The sequence below is a fragment of the Rhodoflexus sp. genome, assembly GCF_053489755.1.
In genome coordinates this window covers 23284-40942 of sequence record NZ_JBRCHD010000043.1, presented here as the reverse complement: position 1 = coordinate 40942, position 17659 = coordinate 23284, and the positions used below count along the sequence as shown (strand labels likewise).

Annotated in this window: 19 protein-coding genes and 1 rRNA gene; 6 read left to right on the top strand and 14 right to left on the bottom strand. The window is 45.8% G+C overall.

Annotation, left to right across the window (positions count from 1 at the left end):
- Window positions 1-97, top strand: a 5S ribosomal RNA gene (gene rrf, locus ACWIP2_RS09770); the annotation flags it as partial.
- 300 nt (window positions 98-397) lie between these two features.
- On the opposite strand, the gene ACWIP2_RS09765 is transcribed toward rrf, so the two are convergent.
- The 10 genes from ACWIP2_RS09765 to ACWIP2_RS09720 all read right to left on the bottom strand — a co-directional run bounded on the left by ACWIP2_RS09765 (window position 398) and on the right by ACWIP2_RS09720 (window position 9199).
- Entirely contained in the window at window positions 398-1306 is a 909-nt protein-coding gene (locus tag ACWIP2_RS09765; RefSeq protein ID WP_448519743.1) for an ABC transporter substrate-binding protein, read from the bottom strand.
- A gap of 60 nt (window positions 1307-1366) precedes the next feature.
- Window positions 1367-2260 (bottom strand): DUF4249 family protein, encoded by an 894-nt coding sequence (locus ACWIP2_RS09760; protein WP_448519742.1) that lies wholly within the window; start codon window positions 2258-2260, stop codon window positions 1367-1369.
- Window positions 2261-2311: 51 nt separating this feature from the next.
- On the bottom strand, window positions 2312-2728 hold the full coding sequence (locus ACWIP2_RS09755; RefSeq protein ID WP_448519741.1) for a hypothetical protein: 417 nt from the start codon (window positions 2726-2728) through the stop codon (window positions 2312-2314).
- 3 nt (window positions 2729-2731) lie between these two features.
- Entirely contained in the window at window positions 2732-3217 is a 486-nt protein-coding gene (locus ACWIP2_RS09750) for a DUF4920 domain-containing protein (RefSeq protein ID WP_448519740.1), read from the bottom strand.
- A 31-nt stretch (window positions 3218-3248) separates the two neighbouring features.
- A complete protein-coding gene (locus ACWIP2_RS09745; RefSeq protein ID WP_448519739.1) occupies window positions 3249-3983 on the bottom strand; it encodes a hypothetical protein in 735 nt (244 codons plus the stop codon).
- Window positions 3984-4023: 40 nt separating this feature from the next.
- Entirely contained in the window at window positions 4024-5355 is a 1332-nt protein-coding gene (locus ACWIP2_RS09740; protein ID WP_448519738.1) for an MFS transporter, read from the bottom strand.
- 121 nt (window positions 5356-5476) lie between these two features.
- Complete coding sequence (locus ACWIP2_RS09735) at window positions 5477-5803, bottom strand: YtxH domain-containing protein (protein ID WP_448519737.1); 327 nt, start codon at window positions 5801-5803, stop codon at window positions 5477-5479.
- A gap of 65 nt (window positions 5804-5868) precedes the next feature.
- Window positions 5869-6915 carry a tRNA preQ1(34) S-adenosylmethionine ribosyltransferase-isomerase QueA gene (gene queA / locus ACWIP2_RS09730; RefSeq protein ID WP_448519736.1) on the bottom strand — a complete coding sequence of 349 codons (1047 nt, stop codon included), beginning with the start codon at window positions 6913-6915 and terminating at the stop codon, window positions 5869-5871.
- Window positions 6916-6960: 45 nt separating this feature from the next.
- Window positions 6961-8298 carry a DUF4270 family protein gene (locus tag ACWIP2_RS09725; protein WP_448519735.1) on the bottom strand — a complete coding sequence of 446 codons (1338 nt, stop codon included), beginning with the start codon at window positions 8296-8298 and terminating at the stop codon, window positions 6961-6963.
- Between the two features lie 76 nt (window positions 8299-8374).
- Window positions 8375-9199, bottom strand: a complete 825-nt coding sequence (locus ACWIP2_RS09720; protein ID WP_448519734.1) for a glycogen/starch synthase — start codon at window positions 9197-9199, stop codon at window positions 8375-8377.
- Between the two features lie 176 nt (window positions 9200-9375).
- On the opposite strand from ACWIP2_RS09720, the gene panC reads away from it, so the two are divergent.
- Together panC and panD are read left to right on the top strand one after the other, a co-directional pair.
- Window positions 9376-10218, top strand: a complete 843-nt coding sequence (gene panC, locus ACWIP2_RS09715) for a pantoate--beta-alanine ligase (protein WP_448519733.1) — start codon at window positions 9376-9378, stop codon at window positions 10216-10218.
- A gap of 99 nt (window positions 10219-10317) precedes the next feature.
- On the top strand, window positions 10318-10665 hold the full coding sequence (panD, locus tag ACWIP2_RS09710; RefSeq protein WP_448519732.1) for an aspartate 1-decarboxylase: 348 nt from the start codon (window positions 10318-10320) through the stop codon (window positions 10663-10665).
- Between the two features lie 30 nt (window positions 10666-10695).
- On the opposite strand, the gene ACWIP2_RS09705 is transcribed toward panD, so the two are convergent.
- From ACWIP2_RS09705 to ACWIP2_RS09695, 3 genes are all read right to left on the bottom strand, one after another.
- Window positions 10696-11337 carry a toxin-antitoxin system YwqK family antitoxin gene (locus ACWIP2_RS09705; RefSeq protein WP_448519731.1) on the bottom strand — a complete coding sequence of 214 codons (642 nt, stop codon included), beginning with the start codon at window positions 11335-11337 and terminating at the stop codon, window positions 10696-10698.
- Between the two features lie 100 nt (window positions 11338-11437).
- Window positions 11438-12736, bottom strand: coding sequence for an MFS transporter (locus ACWIP2_RS09700; protein ID WP_448519730.1), 1299 nt, complete (start codon window positions 12734-12736; stop codon window positions 11438-11440).
- A gap of 109 nt (window positions 12737-12845) precedes the next feature.
- On the bottom strand, window positions 12846-13100 hold the full coding sequence (locus ACWIP2_RS09695; protein WP_448519729.1) for a hypothetical protein: 255 nt from the start codon (window positions 13098-13100) through the stop codon (window positions 12846-12848).
- Between the two features lie 140 nt (window positions 13101-13240).
- Between ACWIP2_RS09695 and ACWIP2_RS09690 the strand changes: the two genes are divergently transcribed.
- The 3 genes from ACWIP2_RS09690 to gldC are packed head-to-tail and all read left to right on the top strand — an operon-like array spanning window position 13241 to window position 17083.
- The gene (locus tag ACWIP2_RS09690) at window positions 13241-14866 is read left to right on the top strand and encodes a CTP synthase (protein ID WP_448519728.1); all 1626 of its coding nucleotides are present in this window, start codon (window positions 13241-13243) and stop codon (window positions 14864-14866) included.
- Between the two features lie 51 nt (window positions 14867-14917).
- Window positions 14918-16735 (top strand): membrane protein insertase YidC, encoded by a 1818-nt coding sequence (gene yidC / locus ACWIP2_RS09685; protein WP_448519727.1) that lies wholly within the window; start codon window positions 14918-14920, stop codon window positions 16733-16735.
- A gap of 9 nt (window positions 16736-16744) precedes the next feature.
- On the top strand, window positions 16745-17083 hold the full coding sequence (gldC, locus tag ACWIP2_RS09680; RefSeq protein ID WP_448519726.1) for a gliding motility protein GldC: 339 nt from the start codon (window positions 16745-16747) through the stop codon (window positions 17081-17083).
- A 125-nt stretch (window positions 17084-17208) separates the two neighbouring features.
- Here gldC and ACWIP2_RS09675 read toward each other — a convergent pair whose 3' ends face one another.
- The gene (locus ACWIP2_RS09675) at window positions 17209-17640 is read right to left on the bottom strand and encodes a hypothetical protein (RefSeq protein ID WP_448519725.1); all 432 of its coding nucleotides are present in this window, start codon (window positions 17638-17640) and stop codon (window positions 17209-17211) included.
- Between the last annotated feature and the right edge of the window lie 19 nt (window positions 17641-17659).

Below are 17659 nucleotides of genomic sequence, written 5' to 3'. Positions count from 1 at the left end.
ACGGGTGTTCACCTCTTCCCATTCCGAACAGAGAAGTTAAGCCCCGTAGCACCGATGGTACTGCCGTAATAGGTGGAAGAGTAGGTCGCCGCCAGTACTTACAATCCAAAGCCCTGCGTCTGATGAGACATAGGGCTTTTTTGGTTTGATAAGCCCTACCCTACCTGTCGCTTAAATCTCCGCAAAAGGTAAAGGAAAGATTAAACCGCTGTGAATTGCATGACGGGGCAGCAGGGATGATTTAATGCTACCTATATGCAATCCCTACGAGATAAAAACTGCATAGTAGATGATCCATTTTAGCATTAGTATTTTCCAACAACACAAGTAGCAGGGAGTTGATCATGGCATTAAAGACTTGCAATTAAAATAGCATTTTTGGTGCTGTCAGCAGAATCTATAATAATTCGTTGGAAAACTTACTTTGCAACTCCACTGCATGGGGTTCTAAGCCTCTGATTTGAAGCCAGTTGAGAAAAGCTAAAACTCTTTCAGGCTGCATTGTACCCCAGTTTTCGGCAGTGCCGTAGAAAGCCGCAGTTTGCTGTTGGCTGCGCACTACATCCACATTGGCGCGATCGCGGTCGCTAAGAAAAGGTTTGAGTACGGTCGCGCTTTCTTCTATGTGTTGCTGCACATAAAGAAAGCCTTTCTTGGTCGCTTGTAAAAATTTTCGGTAAGATGCCTCATGGGCAGCAATTTTTTCATCAGCAACTAATAGCACGGGCGAATAGCCATAAGGAATACCAAAATCTGCCATGCGAAAATAGTTGAGTAGGATGCCTTTTTGTTCTGCTTCCACTCCTTCCCAATTGGTGAAAATCCAAGTTGCATCAGCTTTTCCTGCCAATAGCGTATCCCAGATACCCAACTTTTCGGGGTAAGTAATCTGTAAATCGCCCTTGCCCCCATCGTTGATAATCATCTGCCGCACGATTTCATCTTCGTAGCGAGCTTTGTAGGAGGCATATATTTTGCCGTCCAGCAACTGCGGGCGATTGATGTTAGACGCGGCAAGTGTTACAATCGCGCTCAAATCTTCCTGCAAGAGTGCTGCAACAGCCTTCACGGAAAAAGGTTCGGCTTTGGTATTCAGGCTGATAACACTTTCAGAGGGTGCAATTGCAAAATCAACCTCGCCGAGCATCAGTTTTTTGGCAGGCGTAACGGCATAGTTATCATTGCCGGGGTGCAGGATTTCTACCTGCAAACCTGCCTCTGCATAAAATCCGAGTTCCTGAGCTATGAAAAAACCCGTATGATTGGTATTGGGAGTCCAGTCAAGCGCAATTTTGATAGTAAACATGTTACAATAGGATTGGTTGAGTAGTACCAAAATAGTTGCTGTCAGCTAATTGATACTTCCTTATCGTCTTTTTGGCTCAATTCTCTGGATAGCAGTACTTACCTCCGATACACAAAACCAGCCCAGTGCAGGCAGCGGCGCGCTCGCCGGGGTGCTGATATTTGTACGTGTGTTTTCTAATGGTCTGGCAAAAAGCCCACTGTTATTGATTTGATTTTCAGCTTGCGCCAAAAAATCATACGTCTGCTCGTTGATAGACCAGATTTCTACACGCACCTCGTCTCCTACCTGATAAGGGTCTCGCGAGTCGGTAATGCGGCTACGAATAGGCGAAATAAATGCAAATCCGTCAGAACCTGCACCTGAACCGCGCACCGCATTGAATGCGTAGTTGATCAGTGTCGGGCGGCTAATAAATTTGCCGTTTTTGTAGGCGCGAATCCAATAAAAGTCGTTCTGTCCGGGCAAATCAAAGCCAAAAAACTGCGCATAATAGCCCTCCTGCGCATCGCCAAAGTTGGGGCGTTCCCGAAACTCATAGGTAATAGAATCTACAACAGTGGTGCGATTCAGGCGGGAACTTGCCGTGTAAACCTGCCCTTGATAGCGCACAGTCAGGCGAAATTCATCACCCACATCACCAAGTCTTTCATTACCAGCAGGCTGCCAGCGATATTCACCGTTTTGACGCGTATCTACGAATATCATTCGGCGGTTTTGTGTCAGGTTTTCAACAACAACTTCCGCGCCTTGCACAGGCGGAGTTGTAGTGTTAAAATAAGGTGCAGTATTGCTTAGTCGGATTGTCTGCGGCGCATTTTGATTAGCGATAAAAGCATCAATCACTAACTGTGGGCGCGACGGTGCTAAATCAACAGTAACAACATCTTCACAAGCGGTAAGAAATGCAATCAGGAGAGTAGAAAGCAAGTAGCGAAAAAAAACTTTCAACATGAATCAAACATCTGGTTGGCTATCTGTTAAACGATAATCAGCCGATTGTGTTTAGTTTTTGATGTACAGTTTCTGGATTTTTCTGATGGGTCCTGGGCAGTATTTCTGATGACAGGCAATACAAGAAAGTACGAAGGTATTGAAATTTTGCACCTGATCGCCCTCATTTTGATAGATGCGATCAAGTGCAAACAGAAATCCATTGCTAAAAGGTGCAAAATTCTCGTCGCGCACTCCCGCGTCGGTAGGTGTTGCTGTGTGAATGGCTTTGAATTTTTCCCTGAAATCTTCGGGCAGGCGCTTTTCAAGGATGGCTTTGCGGATGGTTTCTGAGTCGTCGTACATGGCGCGCATGAGTAGCGCGAGTTCGCTGTCGTCGTTTTGCGGCATCGGCTGCGGGCTGACAAATCCGTAGCCCCCAGCCGACACATATATCAACAGCGCCAGCAAAAAATGCAGGGGCTTCATAGTTTATTTGCTTTTTTGATAGCCTTTGATGATGACACCGTTTGCTTCAAAGGTAATTTCTTCCTTAGGCGCAGTAATTTTTGCGATTTCGTCTTTGCTTTTGCCTGCATCTTCGGCGTAGTGGCGCAATTCGTCCACTGTGCGTACTTCTTTGCGGGCTACCCCTTCAAAAACCACATCCAGACCATCTGCACCGCTTTTAGGCACAAAAAAACCATAATCTTTGAACCGCACTGTCATTGTTTGGTTGTTGCCAATGTCAACGGTCATCCAGCACCCTTTTTTCAGGCAGGTTTGCACGATTGTGCCTTTTACTTTAAAAGCTCCCTCGGTTTTGTCTTTCATCAGATTGGCAATTTCGGCAGCGGGTATAGCGCCGTCTTCGGTGATTTTATCGCCGTAATAGCTTAGTGCATCTTGGGCAAACAGGCTTACTGAGAAGCCTGCCAGACAACTAATGAATATGAATGCGAAGAGTTTATTTTTCATCTATGAATCATGCGTTTGAGTTACAACAAAATTAGTTTCGATTGGTGTATTTACTACGTATCTCGGCAATTTGCTTCATTTTCAGGTCTGTCAATGCTGCCTCCTGATCTTCTACCCACTTAGTAAGCGGATATTTGTTGTCCGGATGCTTTTCATGGTAATAAACGTACTGAATATTGAACTCCTTGAAAATTTGGTCGTAAAGCGACTCGATCATTGCAAAATTGGCTTTAGGATTAGCTTTCAGACGCTTTAGTTCCTCATTTTCCTGTAAAATAACAGCTTCCATGCCTGCAAATTCAGCTTTCACTACGCCTGACTTGCCTTTTTTAGCTCCCTCTCTTGCTTTTTTGATGGCTTCCAACATCTCGCGGAAAGCATATTCATCAATAAAGAAATCAGCCGAGCGGAACTCAGGCTTAATCACAAAGCCGATCACACTTTCATTATTAGCCAACTGACGAAGCATCAACTGCTGTTTCCAGTGGCTGATAGTTTCCATATCTTTAATACTCATTTGCTTCCAGTTTTTACCGTAGTATTCTACCCAGAGCGAAGAGTCGAGCGGATTACGCATTAACTGCTTCCATACATCAGGTACTTTGCGAGGATCGTTAATCCAGTCAGTGGTTCTTGCTCCCTGACTCACATTACCTGCGCTTAGGTCTTGTGCAACAACAGCTATACCCGTCAGGCAATTTAAAAACAGCAACGCTACCAGATATGGCAACACAAATGTTAAGTGGGATTGAGGTAAAAAGCGCATAATGATTCAAACTTTAGTTTCACTATTGCAATTATTGTGCCTATGAATCGGCTGCCCCAGCATCGCTGTCCTGAACGAACAACGTAAGCACAGCAGCTCCGGCGAGAAGTACTCCGCCTAACATAACTGCTGCCAAACGGTCGTTGTTCAACCATGATTCCATAACTTTTCCGAAGAATAGCGAAGCAATAATTTCCGGTAGTACAATGAAGAAGTTAAAAATTCCCATGTAGATCCCCATTTTTTCCTGCGGCAGATGGCGCACAAGCATTGCATAAGGCATGGAAAGAATGCTTGCCCAAGCAATCCCCACACCTGTCATTGATATAAATAATTCGTATTTGGTGGTCGCAAGCCCTACGTACCACAACCCTCCCGCACCTGCCAGCAAGCAAATCGCATGGGTCAGTTTGCGCCCGATTTTATCGGCAATCAGTGGCAAAAGTGGAGAAAAAAGAAAGGTAACTAACGAATAAAAGGCAAAGCAAATACCTGCCCATGCTACGCCTTCGGCATATTGTGGCGATTGGGTATCGGTTGCACCGAAAGTATTGCGGGCAACAGCTACCGAAAAATAGAACCACATCAGAAAAAGTCCGGGCCAAGTAAAAAATTGCACTAATGCCAGTTGTCGCATGACCTTAGGCATTTTAAAAATATTTTCAAAAATTTCCTTTACGCCATTGGCAAACCCGCTGCTAGCGGCCTTCTTTGCTTTAAATTCCGCCAGATTGTCAGGAGGATACTCCTTCGTGGTCAGAATAGTGTAAATCACTGCGAAGAAGAATGCGCCTGCGCCCAGATAGAACGAAAGTTTTACTGTTAGAGGAATAGTTCCGGATGCGTGACTACCCGAAAAACCAAACCAGTTTTCCAACATCCATGGCATTGCGGAAGCAATAACCGCCCCTAAGCCTATAAATAAACTCTGCATGGCATAGCCTTTTGTCTGCTGCGACTGTGGTAGCATATCGGCAACGAAAGCCCGAAATGGTTCCATGCTGATGTTGATAGAAGCATCCAAGATCCAGAGTAGCCCGGCGGCCATCCATAGTGCTGAGGAATTAGGCATCAGTACAAGGGCGATCGAAGAGAGGATCGCACCGATAAGAAAATAAGGTTTACGCCGACCCAGTGGTGTCCATGTGCGATCGGAAAGGTAGCCAATAACAGGCTGCACGAGCAGCCCGGTCAAGGGGGCGGCCAGCCAAAGCAGCGGAATATTTTCAGGTTCTGCACCGAGATACTCATAAATAGCACTCATATTGGCCATTTGTAGCGCCCAGCCAAACTGAATACCTAAAAAACCAAAACTTATGTTCCAGATCTGAAAAAAACTGAGCAATGGCTTGTGGTTGTCGCGTACTGTCATGTAGAAGTGATTTTCATTTTACGCACAATATAAAACAAAGCTCCCTTTGTTTTGCATCAACAAAAACCCTGAGAACAATTTTGCTCTCAGGGCTTTTGTTAATGACAATTGCTAAGCTAGCTTAAACGTTGTCTGCAACTTCAGATTTTTTGCCGTTTGCCAGTGTTTCTTTTGCATTTACCACCAGCATTTCTGCAAACTTGGTCAGTTTGCCTTTGCTTATTTCCAACTGCTCATCGAGTTCCTTCTTCAACTCAATTGATTTGCGGGCTATATCCTTTTTCAATTCGGAAGCCTTATCTTCCATATCTCTGCGTAAACGCGCAGAACTATCAGCCAAACGCTTACGAGTTTTTTCACCTTTATCGGGTGCCAGAAGTACTCCTGCCAGTGCACCAATTGCAACACCTGCCATCAGTGCTAATAAATTGCTTTCTAATTTGCGCATAAAGAAAAGTAGTTTAGTTGTAAAACAGTTGGTACGTAAAAACGAAGCATAAAGTTACAAATTTGTCAGATAATTAGCATAGCGTCGCCATATGTTAAAAATCGGTAGCGTTCTTTAATAGCTATCTCATAAGCGCTCATGATAAGATCGTAGCCTCCAAATGCACAGGTTGCCATCAGCAGGGTGGACATTGGCTTATGGAAATTGGTAACTAATGCTGAACAAATCTTAAACTCGTAGGGCGGAAAGATAAATTTGTCCGTCCAGCCTTTGCTGGGCTTCAAACGTCCGCTTGCTGAAACAGAGGTTTCCAAGGCACGCATAGAAGTTGTACCAACGGCACAAACTTTTCCGCGATTATCCAAAACCTCATTGACCATCCGTGCAGTATGCTCGCTCACTTCGTACTGTTCCGAATCTGTCTTGTGTTTGGTTAGGTCTTCTACATCTACTTCTCGGAAAGTACCTAAGCCAATGTGCAGGGTAATTGGCTCAATATTTACATTTTGCAACTGTAAGCGACGCAACAACTGTTGGGTAAAATGCAGACCTGCCGTAGGAGCAGCTACCGCACCGATAGGGTCGGCAAAAATGGTTTGGAAACGTTCGTTGTCAATTGCCTCGTTGCTGCGCCCGATTTCGCGAGGGATCGGCATTTCCCCGAGCGTATTGATGGTTTTATAGAAATCTTCGGTATTTCCATCGAACAAGAAACGAATTGTACGACCGCGCGAGGTTGTGTTGTCAATTACCTCTGCCACAAGTTCACCATCGCCAAAGTACAACTTGTTGCCTACGCGTATTTTACGTGCGGGATCTACCAACACGTCCCACAGGTGCGCATCTGCATTAAGTTCGCGCAACAAAAACACCTCTATCTTGGCCCCTGTCTTTTCTTTATTGCCATATAACCGTGCGGGAAATACTTTGGTGTTGTTGATCACCATAATATCGCCCTGCTTGAAGTAATCAATAATATCTTTAAATATTCTGTGCTCAATTTGTCCGGTATTGCGATGGACAACCATCAGTCGGGATTCATCGCGGTTTTCTTCAGGATATTTCGCTATTGCATCGTCCGGCAGATCGAATTTAAAGGCAGATAATTTCATGTATGCTACTCTATTTAGTCCTTGTGCTTTAAAAAAACTTGGTTCTTACTGTAAAAGTTCTGTGTAAAAAAGTTGTAAACGCAGGCGCTCAGACCGCACAGGTGTCCGCTGATCACCAATAATTAGCAAATTGGCAGGTGAGGTATTCAGAAGGCTCATCAAGAGCACTCCTTTGTTTGATGCCCGCCCGTCCAGCAATTGCTGGATGTATGTCGTAATATCCATGTCCGGATAGTTGCGGCCGGCAGCGATATAACTGACTTCCATCCGCAGATTTGGGTTGCGCTCTTCAGGTACAAAAATTGGCAAGCCTGTGGCTGTACGCACCAATTGTCCACTGGCATTGGAAATTCCCAGAAATATGGTCGCAGGCGGCGGTGCGTTAATCCTGCCGGATGCTTCATAGTTCATTGCCGAAGGCACTACCGAAAGCAATGCCCGATTGATCATTACGCGCCTGCCGGGTCTTATAATGGATTGCAGGTATGGAATTTGGATGCGTGTAGCAACCCCCATTCCGCTGTTTACATACCCCAGATTGCCTATCTGCTCGGTCGGAATGCTTCGGCGGTCAGGCAAACCTGCCAAAACTCGCGCACTACTAAAGTCAGCATGGAGTCTCGCAAAGGCTTTACCATCGCTCAATACTACCTGATTGAACAAATCCCGTGCAGTATTGTAGAAGAAAAAGTTATGTACACGCGAAACAGTATCAGCTGGATTATTGCGAAAATAAATGGCCATCCGCGACTGAATCAAGTCAAAGCCGAATATGGCAGCATTGTCCGGTCCTTCCGAAGCAATGCGAATACCTTTGAAGTATTTCTGAAAATTGGCCTGATTAGCCAACTCGGGTTGTCCTTCTTTGCTGATCAGATCGCGTGCAAAGGTCTCGCTCAGCCTGATGCGCATAGCGTTCCGGTTGCGTGGCAATTTGTACTCCAATCGTCCTAATTCTTCAGCCACAGGCAGACGATCGAACGAATAGTAAGTACGCGCAGTATCAGGCAACTCCGCTAGCCGATTAACGACAATTGTTTGCGCAACTGTTGTATCGCCATACTGATAGTTATAGTCCAATACAAGCACAAGCGAATCAAAGATCACCGTTCTACTTTCCTCGATGGTAAATCGAAGATCATTGCGCGGCAGTAAAGTTTTGAAAAAAGACTCTGCTCGCAGCGTACCTGCATCAGGATCAGCTACACTGCCAACCAAAATAAAGTTATCGGTTTGAATAGAGTCAACGTATTGTACGCTGGTTTGTAAAGTAAGCGTGTCTGTGTAAAGCGTGTTTATTAGTTCGTTTTGCCGGATATCCAGCGTGAGGTCAAAATTGTCGTCGCAAGAAGTTAGTGTGCTTATTGCGACAACAATCATCATAAGACCCCATCTTTTGAGAAGGGATGACATACGTATGATGACGATGATGTAATTTAAAATACCGGTAAAGATACTATCAATTAGCAGACGAGCAATTCAAAAGCTCGTTATAGATGCTGTAATAGGCATCGGTGAAAGACTCTGCTGTTTCTTCTATCGTGGGAACAGGTTTACCTAAGAGCCTCTCCAAATCAGGAACTACACGAGCTGCATTAGGATCTGCCTTCACAACTGAATCAGAATATTGTGCGCCAATGCGTATGAAGCCTGAATAATCGAAGGGACGCAGCGTTTGCAGTGCCTCATCGTCAATGTCGAGCATTCTCACCTTTCCTACCAGTGACTCATCAAACTGATAATCAAATTTGCTGTCGTAAACTGTAAACACAGTTTTAGCGTCTTTGAACATCGGATCGTTGCGGTAGGTTGTCTTCAGGTATAAAGGAATCAGGCTGGTCATCCAGTCGTTGCAATGTACGATATCTGGAGCCCAGCCTAATTTTTTTACAGTTTCGATCACGCCTTTGCAGAAGAAAACGGCCCGTTCGTCATTGTCCGCATAGAAGCGGTTATCTTTGTCAGTGAAGACGTGTTTGCGTTGGAAATAATCTTCATTGTCAATGAAATAAACCTGCAACTTGGCATTGGGAACAGATGCGACCTTGATAATCAGTGGCTTTTCCTCATCGCCTACCGCTATATTAATTCCCGAGAGACGTACAACCTCGTGGAGGCGATTCTTGCGTTCGTTAATTAAGCCAAAACGCGGGACTAAAATCCTGATTTCCATGCCCCTGTCATGCATCACTTGGGGGAGCTTTCGCACATAATCTGAAACAGCAGAGGTTTTTAAGAATGGATAAATTTCGCTGGATACGTACAGGATTTTAATTTTTGACATAGCGAAAGGTGGGTTTGAAGTGAACAATAGTATATTGCAAAATTACAAAAATTAATTTAAAACTAACACAAATCGTTTTGTTGTCGTATTATTGCGGACTAATTACCCGATTTATTGCCTTTTGAAAAGTGCAATTTTTATGCGGAAATTCCTGCCATTCCTCATCTTTTTCTTACATGAAAATATTCCGACAGGCTGCCGAACTGACTCAGTGGCGCAATGCTAACCGACACTTGTCTGTTGGCTTTGTTCCTACAATGGGCGCATTGCACAGGGGACATATCTCCCTGATTGAACAGGCAAAAGCAGAAAATCCGTTAGTTATTTGCAGCATTTTTGTCAATCCGACGCAGTTTAACAACGCTAATGACCTGAAACATTACCCGCGCACATTGGAACAGGACATCGCAATGCTGACAGCAGCCGGCTGCGATGCGGTTTTCCTGCCTGATGAGGCTGAAATGTACCCTACGCGGCCGCAAATGCAACTCAATTTCGGTAATCTGGAACAGGTGATGGAAGGCGCGCACCGCCCCGGACACTTCAACGGCGTAGGGCTGGTAGTGAGCAAACTGTTCCACATGGTGCAGCCCGACCGCGCCTACTTTGGGCAAAAGGATTTGCAGCAGTTCCTGATTATCAAGCGGTTAGTGAACGATTTATCGTTTCCCGTGCAGTTGGTTTGCTGCCCGGTTATCCGTGAGGAGGACGGGCTGGCAATGTCTTCGCGCAATATGCGGCTGAGCACCGAGGCAAGGCAATACGCGCCTACCCTGTTTCGTGCATTGGTAGCGGCAAAAGAACGCATCCTGCAAGAAGAAAGTCCCGACGAAGTTTGTGCGGAAATTGTCCAAAAATTAAACGAAACAGGTGTTTTCAGTGTTGAATATTTAACGCTTGCCGATACGGAAAGTCTGGTAACTGTTCGCCAACCTCAAAAAGGCAAGGAATATGCGCTTTGCATTGCAGCTTTTCTAGACGGTGTGCGGCTCATAGACAATGTGGTGTTCCGCATGTAATCCGACGGGATTGATTTAGCTTTGCAGCGACCGACTAACGGCAACTTCATTCGTATTTCTGACACCTTTTTAACATTTAATAGTTGAGCCGAATTTCTCATGTTTATTCATGTCTTAAAATCCAAAATACACCGCGTTAAGGTAACGCAGGCAGAACTGAACTACGTAGGCAGCATTACGATAGACCGCGATTTGATGGATGCTGCTAACCTCATTCCGGGAGAAAAAGTGCAGGTGGTCAATAACAATAATGGAGAGCGTTTTGAAACTTATACTATCCCCGGCGAGCGCGGCTCGGGGGTCATTTGCCTCAATGGCGCAGCAGCCCGTCGCGTACAAGTCGGCGATATTATCATTATCATTGCCTACGCGATGATGGATGCCAAAGAAGCCGCCGCTTTTCAGCCTTCGCTGGTTTTTCCCGACGAAAACAATCGGCTGCTGTAAGCGTTATACCAATGTCATACACTTGTTTTCTTACTGAGTTTCTTTCTTGTAATTGTAAGGTTTTTTCTTGCCGGAGGGTGTGTAGCGAAACCACTCTCCGGTTTTTTGTCCCTGAGAGAAATGACCTTCGTACTCTAATTTGCCGTCCGGATAATAAAATTTCCACAGCCCCTCTTCTTTTCCGTTGACGTAAGCGCCTGCCTGAATCAACTGTCCTTTTTCATTGTAGATTTCCCAGTCGCCATGGGGCAACCCTTGTTTGTATGCACCGCGCTGCCGCAGCGAGCCGTCAGGGTTGTAGTGAATCCATACCCCTTCGTACATGCCGTCTTTGAAAATACCGTGCTTGCGGATGCGCTGCCCGGGATAGTAGAAAATAGCAGAATCTACCTGAATGCCATTACGCCAGTTTTCCTTGCGTTCCAGCTCGCCGCTGAGCGCGTAGTATTTGGCAATACCGTTGAGTTCACCGTTCTGATAGGTTTCAATAGCGCTGATATTGCCATTTGGATGGTAAAAATACCAGTAGCCTTGTTTCTTGCCATTGAGCAGTTGCCCCTTAGATTTGGGCGTAGTAAAATCAGGATAGGTTTCAATTACTTCCTCTTGCGCAAAGGCTGCGCCCGCCAGCAACAGGAGGCAAAGTGTGATCAGGAGTTTGTTTCTTTGCATAAGGCTATTTGCGTGATTTATGCTCAGACCCGACAGGTTTTAAAAACCTGTCGGGTTTAATGCAATTATGACCAACAATCAATTTACAAACATCGTGCAATTATGCCGCCTGCACCTGTACTTTGGGAATCTTTACCTGCTGCAATACCATCAGCCCTGCCATGAAAAAGATGGAAAGCGCAATCGCGCTGTTGCGCATAGAACCTCCCGAAAGCTGAATAATAATGCCGTAAACCATTGTCCCTAAAACGGTTGAACATTTATCCAACACATCATAAAAACTGAAAAAAGATGCCGTATCGTGCGTATTGGCGGGAATGAGTTTGCTGTAAGTTGCCCGCGAAAGCGACTGCACGCCTCCCATGACCATGCCTACGCCGGCAGCGAGCAGATAAAAGCCCATCGCGTCGTAAACAAAGTAGGCGGCAGCGCAGATAGTTACCCAAATCATCAGGATGATGCTCAGTGCAAAACGGTTGCCTTTGGCATCGGATACGCGCGCAAACAGCGTCGCGCCTGCAATAGCTACTACTTGCAGTAATAAAATCGTGGCAATCAGTTGTTCGGTTTTCAATTTGAGTTCATCGCTGCCAAAGAGGCTTGCCAGATAGATAGTTGTTTGTACGCCCGTATTGTACAGGAAAAACGACAGCAGAAAAATGCGCGTGTAGCGATGGTGTTGGAGGCTGTGCCATACTTTTTTCAGTTCTTTGAAGCCATGCCCCAGCAAATTGGAATGGAATACATGTCCTTTACGCTCCTGCAAGCCGTTGAAGGTGATTTGCGAAAAACCGCCCCACCACAACCCAACCATCAGAAAGGAAATGCGCGTGGCAATGCCTGCATCGGGCAGCCCAAACCATGCAGGCTGCTGAATCATCGCCAGAATGACAAGCAGGATGAGTACACTACCCAAGTAGCCAAAGGAAAAGCCCTTCGCACTAATGCGGTCAAACTGGTCTGCCGTGGCTATTTCGGGTAGAAAGGCGTTGTAGAACACCAACGCACCCGCATAGCCAATGCTGGCCAGCACCGATGCGATGATGCCTAATTCTATATTGCTGCCTGTGAAAAAGAACAGGGAAAGGCAGGCAGCTGAGCCAAGCATTGTAAAAAAACGCATGAATTGTTTTTTTGAGCCTCCGTAGTCGGCAATGCCCGAAAGCAGGGGAGAAAGTACAGCAATCAGCAGGAACGAAAACGCAATGGAATAGGAATACAGCGCTCCTTTATCCACACTCGTGCCAAAAAACTGCACCATGCGCCCGCCAAAAGCACTTTCCGTTACGGCGCTGTAATACAAAGGAAAAACGGCGGTAGTGATAACCAATGAATAGGCAGAGTTTGCCCAGTCAAAGAAACACCATGCGCGGATGGTACGCGGCTGATTCAGTTCCATGTGGTTTGTTTAGGAGTGAGTGGTTTCGATGAATTTTAACATATAACTCTCAAAATCCGGTAGCACACGGATTAAGGTGGATAACGCGAAAGAACGCAGATTTTTTTGATTATTTTTCCCTGTCCGACAACTCAGGAATAGCTATAATAGCTTTTAATAATCCCAATGTTTCGGGGTAGATTTTATCCCGTAAGGATTGCATATTGGTAACATTGAAATCATCCCTGCCCCTCTTTTTCTGCTGCATGTGGGCTGTATAGGTAATTTGTGAAGAGGGGATGCGACTATTACTACCGATATTTAACCCTCTTCGGGGTAATCTATCCATCATGCCATTCATAATGGTATAATTTTCATCAAACATACAACAAATATAATAGCCCTACCAACCGGATTTACTTATGAACAACATCCTTCAGCCAAGTTAGCGAACTGCCCTGCAAAAAGCAAAACGGCTTACATTTACAGGCAAATAGCTTACCTTTGCGGCGTTTATCTTTCGTCATGGCTGCAAAGTACGTATTTGTAACAGGGGGCGTAACTTCTTCGCTCGGTAAAGGGATTATTGCTGCTTCATTAGCCAAGTTACTGCAGGCAAGAGGTTTGTCCGTTACTATCCAAAAGTTTGACCCCTACATCAACATTGATCCGGGAACGCTCAATCCTTACGAGCATGGCGAATGTTATGTAACCGAAGACGGTGCAGAAACCGACCTTGATTTGGGACACTACGAGCGCTTTCTAGATGTGCCAACCTCGCAGGCGAACAACATCACCACCGGACGCATCTACAACAACGTTATCACTAAAGAACGTCAAGGGGCTTATTTGGGCAAGACAGTACAGGTAGTGCCGCACATTACCGACGAAATCAAGCGCAACATCTACCTGCTCGGCGAAACGGGCAAATACGATGTTATCATCACCGAAATTGGTGGCTGCGTGGGTGATATTGAGTCGCTGCCGTTCATTGAGGCTGTCCGCCAAGCACGTTGGGAACTCGGTGCGGAAAACTCCGTCGTGATCCACCTCACGCTGATTCCTTACCTGAAAGCCGCAGGCGAACTGAAAACCAAACCAACACAGCATTCAGTAAAGATGCTTTTGCAATCGGGCGTACAGCCCGATATTCTGGCTTGCCGTTCCGAATACCCGATTCCAGCAGATATTCGCCGTAAATTGGCGTTGTTCTGCAATGTGAGTCTGGATTCTGTCATTGAAGCCTTAGATGCAGAAACCATCTACGACGTTCCCTTGCTCATGCGCAAAGAGCGATTAGATGAAATTGTAGTGGAAAAATTGCGCCTGCCCAAAGAAGGTAAACCCGATATTGAGGCATGGAAGCACTTCCTCGGCAAGTTGAAAAACCCGACCAGCGAAGTAAGTATTGGGCTGGTGGGCAAATACGTAGAATTGAAAGATGCCTACAAGTCTATTTCTGAGGCATTTACTCACGCAGGAGCTGCGAACGAATGCAAAGTAAACCTGCGCTGGATTAAAGCCGAGAGCCTTGTAAACAAGGAAGAAGCCGCTGCCGTTCTGAGTGATCTAAACGGCATTCTGGTGGCTCCGGGCTTTGGCGAGCGCGGCATTGAAGGTAAAATCAACGCTGTAGAATTTGCCAGAGTGAATAATATCCCGTTTTTTGGCATCTGTCTAGGAATGCAATGCGCCGTTGTGGAATTTGCCCGCAACGTACTGCATCTGGAAGGTGCAGCCTCTACGGAAATGAATCCCGCCACACCGCATCCGGTAATCTCTATGATGGAAGACCAAAAAAACATTACGCAAATGGGCGGGACGATGCGTCTGGGCGCGTACCCTTGCGAGTTGAAAAAAGGCAGCATTGCCCATAGCATTTATGGTGAATTAAAGATCAAAGAGCGCCACCGCCATCGCTACGAGTTTAATAATGCCTACCTAGAAATGTTCCAAAAGGCAGGCATGATTCCTTCGGGCATCAATCCAGACTCGCAGTTAGTGGAAATAGTTGAACTGAAAAACCATCGCTACTTCGTGGGCGTACAATTTCACCCTGAACTGCGTAGCACCGTTACACGTCCGCATCCGCTGTTTGTGCGCTTTATAAGAGAGGCCATGCAGCATGCTGCCGACGAGCATTACGCTTAATTACACCTTTTGCAAACCCTGTAAAATCCTGCAAATTACACTCAATTTATCATGGATAAAAATTCAACCATTGGCATTGTCCTGATTTCGGCCATGTTGCTGATTTACCTGACGTTTTTCGGCGAGGGCCCACAGCCGCCACAGCCTGCCACTACCGACAGCACACAAGTAGTCCAACCTTCAGATGATACGCCCGCCGTACTGACTCCCAATAACCCGGAGGCTGAAGCGATGGCGCTGCCCGACTCGGTTTTCAACCGCAAATATGGACTCTTTGCAGCCGCTATGAAAGGTGAGGCACAGGATGTAACACTGGAAAATACCGACATCAGAGTAACGCTCAGTACCAAAGGCGGACGCGTGAAAGAAGTATTGCTCAAAAACTACGTTACCTACCAAAAAACGCCGCTCGTACTGATTGATGAGTTTAGCAGCAAAACTTCTGCGCAGGTTTCTACTTCTTTCGGTGAGGTAGATCTGCACCAGTTGTACTATTCGGTAGCGCAAAATGCTGATGGTCAGGTAGTTTTTCGTGCGCAGTTAGACAGTACTCGCTACATTGAGCAGCGCTACATGTTGTCAAAAGAAGGCTTTGTACTTAGCTGGCGTGTCAATCTGGACGCTTTGGGCAGCGCTATTACCAATCGGCAAGTACGCTTTAACTGGACAGATCGCCTCAAGCAACAGGAAAAAGACATTGAGCAAGTACGCGCAACAGCTACGGTTAATTACTTCCAGAGTCAAAGCGGCATGGAGCACCTGTCCGAAACTTCTACTGATCCGCAAGAAAAGCGCGCAACTGAGCCTGTGGAGTGGATTGCACTGAAGCAGAAATTCTTTAACACGGCGCTACTTACCAAAGCATCTTTCCCTGAAGTGGTGGTGCGCAGCAATCCGCCTGCAATACCTGCCAAAGAGGTCAAACACCTGTCTATGCAGGTCAGCATTCCATTGGACGATCTGAAAGACGACAGCAAAGACATCCGCTTTTTCTATGGCCCGAACGACTTCCGCATTGCGGAAAAAGTAGCGCCCGGCTTTGAAGAAAACGTGTATTTGGGTTGGGCAATTTTCAGCACGGTAAACCGCTACATCATCATGCCGCTGTTCGAACTGTTGGAAAAAGTATCGTCTAATTACGGCATCGTCATCCTATTGTTGGTCATTATCGTCAAGTCTGCCCTGTTTCCGTTGGTGTATCGCTCTTACCAATCTATGGCCAAAATGCGCGTGCTAAAGCCTGAATTAGACCAATTGAAAGCCCAATACGGCGAAGATATGCAGCGTTTTCAGCAAGAGCAGATGAAACTTTACTCACAGTTTGGTGTCAATCCGCTGAGCGGTTGTATTCCAGTGCTGTTGCAATTGCCTGTTTTGCTGGCGATGTTCAACTTCTTCCCCAATGCCATTCAACTGCGCCAGAAAACATTCCTCTGGGCAGATGACCTTTCTTCTTACGACTCTATTCTGGATTTGCCGTTCAGTATCCCATTCTATGGAGACCACGTCAGTTTGTTTACCATTCTGATGACGCTTTCTACCATCGCCTACACGTACTACAACAACCAACTTTCGCCCAATATTGATCCGAACATGAAGATCGTTTCGTATGTGATGCCGGTGATTTTTGTCTTCGTACTGAACTCGTTTTCAGCAGGTTTGACCTACTACTACTTTGTTTCTAACATCATTACCATCGTGCAGCAGTTAGGCATCCGTAGCTTTGTAGATGAATCTAAAATCCGTGCGAAACTGGAAGAAAACCGCAAGAAATTCTCCGACCCGAACCGCAAAAAATCAGGTTTCCAGCAGCGGCTTGAGGAGGCTTTGAAAGCACAAGAGGAGGCGAAAAAGAACAAGAAAAAATAATCCAAACCTATGAAGCACGCAGAAATCCGCTTTTCTATAGAGTTAGACGATCAGAACGTTCCCGATAAAATTTTCTGGTCGGCAACCGACAGCCCCAATAGCGGACTGGAAGAAACCAAAGCTATCAATCTGTCTATCTGGGATCATCGCCGCAAGGAAACCATGCGCATTGATCTATGGGCAAAAGACATGCCTGTGGACGAGATGAAACGCTGTGTAGTAGATACTATCTTAGGTATGGCAGACATGATCCGTACAGCTACCGACGACGAGATAATGGCTGCCTATATGGAGGAATTAAGCAGCAAGCTCATCCGCCACATCAAAGAAACGCACAGCGCTAAGTAGAATTAAAGCGAGGCTGTTTATAAAAGTAACACAGACTTTAGTTTGTGATTTGTTAATCGCTTGATAATCAAATAGCTACAGACTGGAGCCTGTGCTACATTCACACTTTTTGGACAGCCTCATTGCTAAGCCATTGTTAGTCCCAGCCACTTGAACGCCTGTTCTACATTAGAAAAAAATTGCGTCTGCATAGCCCCGGTAGTATTCTCATCTACTGTCTGCTCGACTGAAAGCTGTGTAATAAAACTGGGGGATACCATCACGGCGATCCTATGAACAGAAGGAATATTACCAAAAAGATGATTATTGGTCCACTCCTGTAGTTGGGGCGTAATTAAGAAAAAGAAGTCGCGCGTATCTGAAAACAGCCCCCTGATATTGTAGCTGTTGATGTGTTCTACCAGCAGATTAAGCTCCATTTTGTAATCTGCATCTGTCATTTCGTTGGTAGTTGGTTTGTAATCATGCCAGAGTATACGAGATGGCTCGTGAACATAGACGGTACTAAACGCTGTTTCATAGATTTTCGTAAACAGCGAGGAGAGTGTGTGATTCATAGGATGATAAAATTTTACA

What these genes read in the sequence shown, in the direction of transcription:
- queA (WP_448519736.1), bottom strand. Translation starts at nt 6,915, where the DNA reads ATGAAATTATCTGCCTTTAAATTCGATCTGCCGGACGATGCAATAGCG.
- panD (WP_448519732.1), top strand. Translation starts at nt 10,318, where the DNA reads ATGTTTATTCATGTCTTAAAATCCAAAATACACCGCGTTAAGGTAACG.
- ACWIP2_RS09675 (WP_448519725.1), bottom strand. Translation starts at nt 17,640, where the DNA reads ATGAATCACACACTCTCCTCGCTGTTTACGAAAATCTATGAAACAGCG.
- ACWIP2_RS09755 (WP_448519741.1), bottom strand. Translation starts at nt 2,728, where the DNA reads ATGAAGCCCCTGCATTTTTTGCTGGCGCTGTTGATATATGTGTCGGCT.
- ACWIP2_RS09705 (WP_448519731.1), bottom strand. Translation starts at nt 11,337, where the DNA reads ATGCAAAGAAACAAACTCCTGATCACACTTTGCCTCCTGTTGCTGGCG.
- yidC (WP_448519727.1), top strand. Translation starts at nt 14,918, where the DNA reads ATGGATAAAAATTCAACCATTGGCATTGTCCTGATTTCGGCCATGTTG.
- ACWIP2_RS09720 (WP_448519734.1), bottom strand. Translation starts at nt 9,199, where the DNA reads ATGTCAAAAATTAAAATCCTGTACGTATCCAGCGAAATTTATCCATTC.
- ACWIP2_RS09735 (WP_448519737.1), bottom strand. Translation starts at nt 5,803, where the DNA reads ATGCGCAAATTAGAAAGCAATTTATTAGCACTGATGGCAGGTGTTGCA.
- gldC (WP_448519726.1), top strand. Translation starts at nt 16,745, where the DNA reads ATGAAGCACGCAGAAATCCGCTTTTCTATAGAGTTAGACGATCAGAAC.
- panC (WP_448519733.1), top strand. Translation starts at nt 9,376, where the DNA reads ATGAAAATATTCCGACAGGCTGCCGAACTGACTCAGTGGCGCAATGCT.
- ACWIP2_RS09750 (WP_448519740.1), bottom strand. Translation starts at nt 3,217, where the DNA reads ATGAAAAATAAACTCTTCGCATTCATATTCATTAGTTGTCTGGCAGGC.
- ACWIP2_RS09690 (WP_448519728.1), top strand. Translation starts at nt 13,241, where the DNA reads ATGGCTGCAAAGTACGTATTTGTAACAGGGGGCGTAACTTCTTCGCTC.
- ACWIP2_RS09765 (WP_448519743.1), bottom strand. Translation starts at nt 1,306, where the DNA reads ATGTTTACTATCAAAATTGCGCTTGACTGGACTCCCAATACCAATCAT.
- ACWIP2_RS09695 (WP_448519729.1), bottom strand. Translation starts at nt 13,100, where the DNA reads ATGTTTGATGAAAATTATACCATTATGAATGGCATGATGGATAGATTA.
- ACWIP2_RS09745 (WP_448519739.1), bottom strand. Translation starts at nt 3,983, where the DNA reads ATGCGCTTTTTACCTCAATCCCACTTAACATTTGTGTTGCCATATCTG.
- ACWIP2_RS09700 (WP_448519730.1), bottom strand. Translation starts at nt 12,736, where the DNA reads ATGGAACTGAATCAGCCGCGTACCATCCGCGCATGGTGTTTCTTTGAC.
- ACWIP2_RS09740 (WP_448519738.1), bottom strand. Translation starts at nt 5,355, where the DNA reads ATGACAGTACGCGACAACCACAAGCCATTGCTCAGTTTTTTTCAGATC.
- ACWIP2_RS09760 (WP_448519742.1), bottom strand. Translation starts at nt 2,260, where the DNA reads ATGTTGAAAGTTTTTTTTCGCTACTTGCTTTCTACTCTCCTGATTGCA.
- ACWIP2_RS09725 (WP_448519735.1), bottom strand. Translation starts at nt 8,298, where the DNA reads ATGATGATTGTTGTCGCAATAAGCACACTAACTTCTTGCGACGACAAT.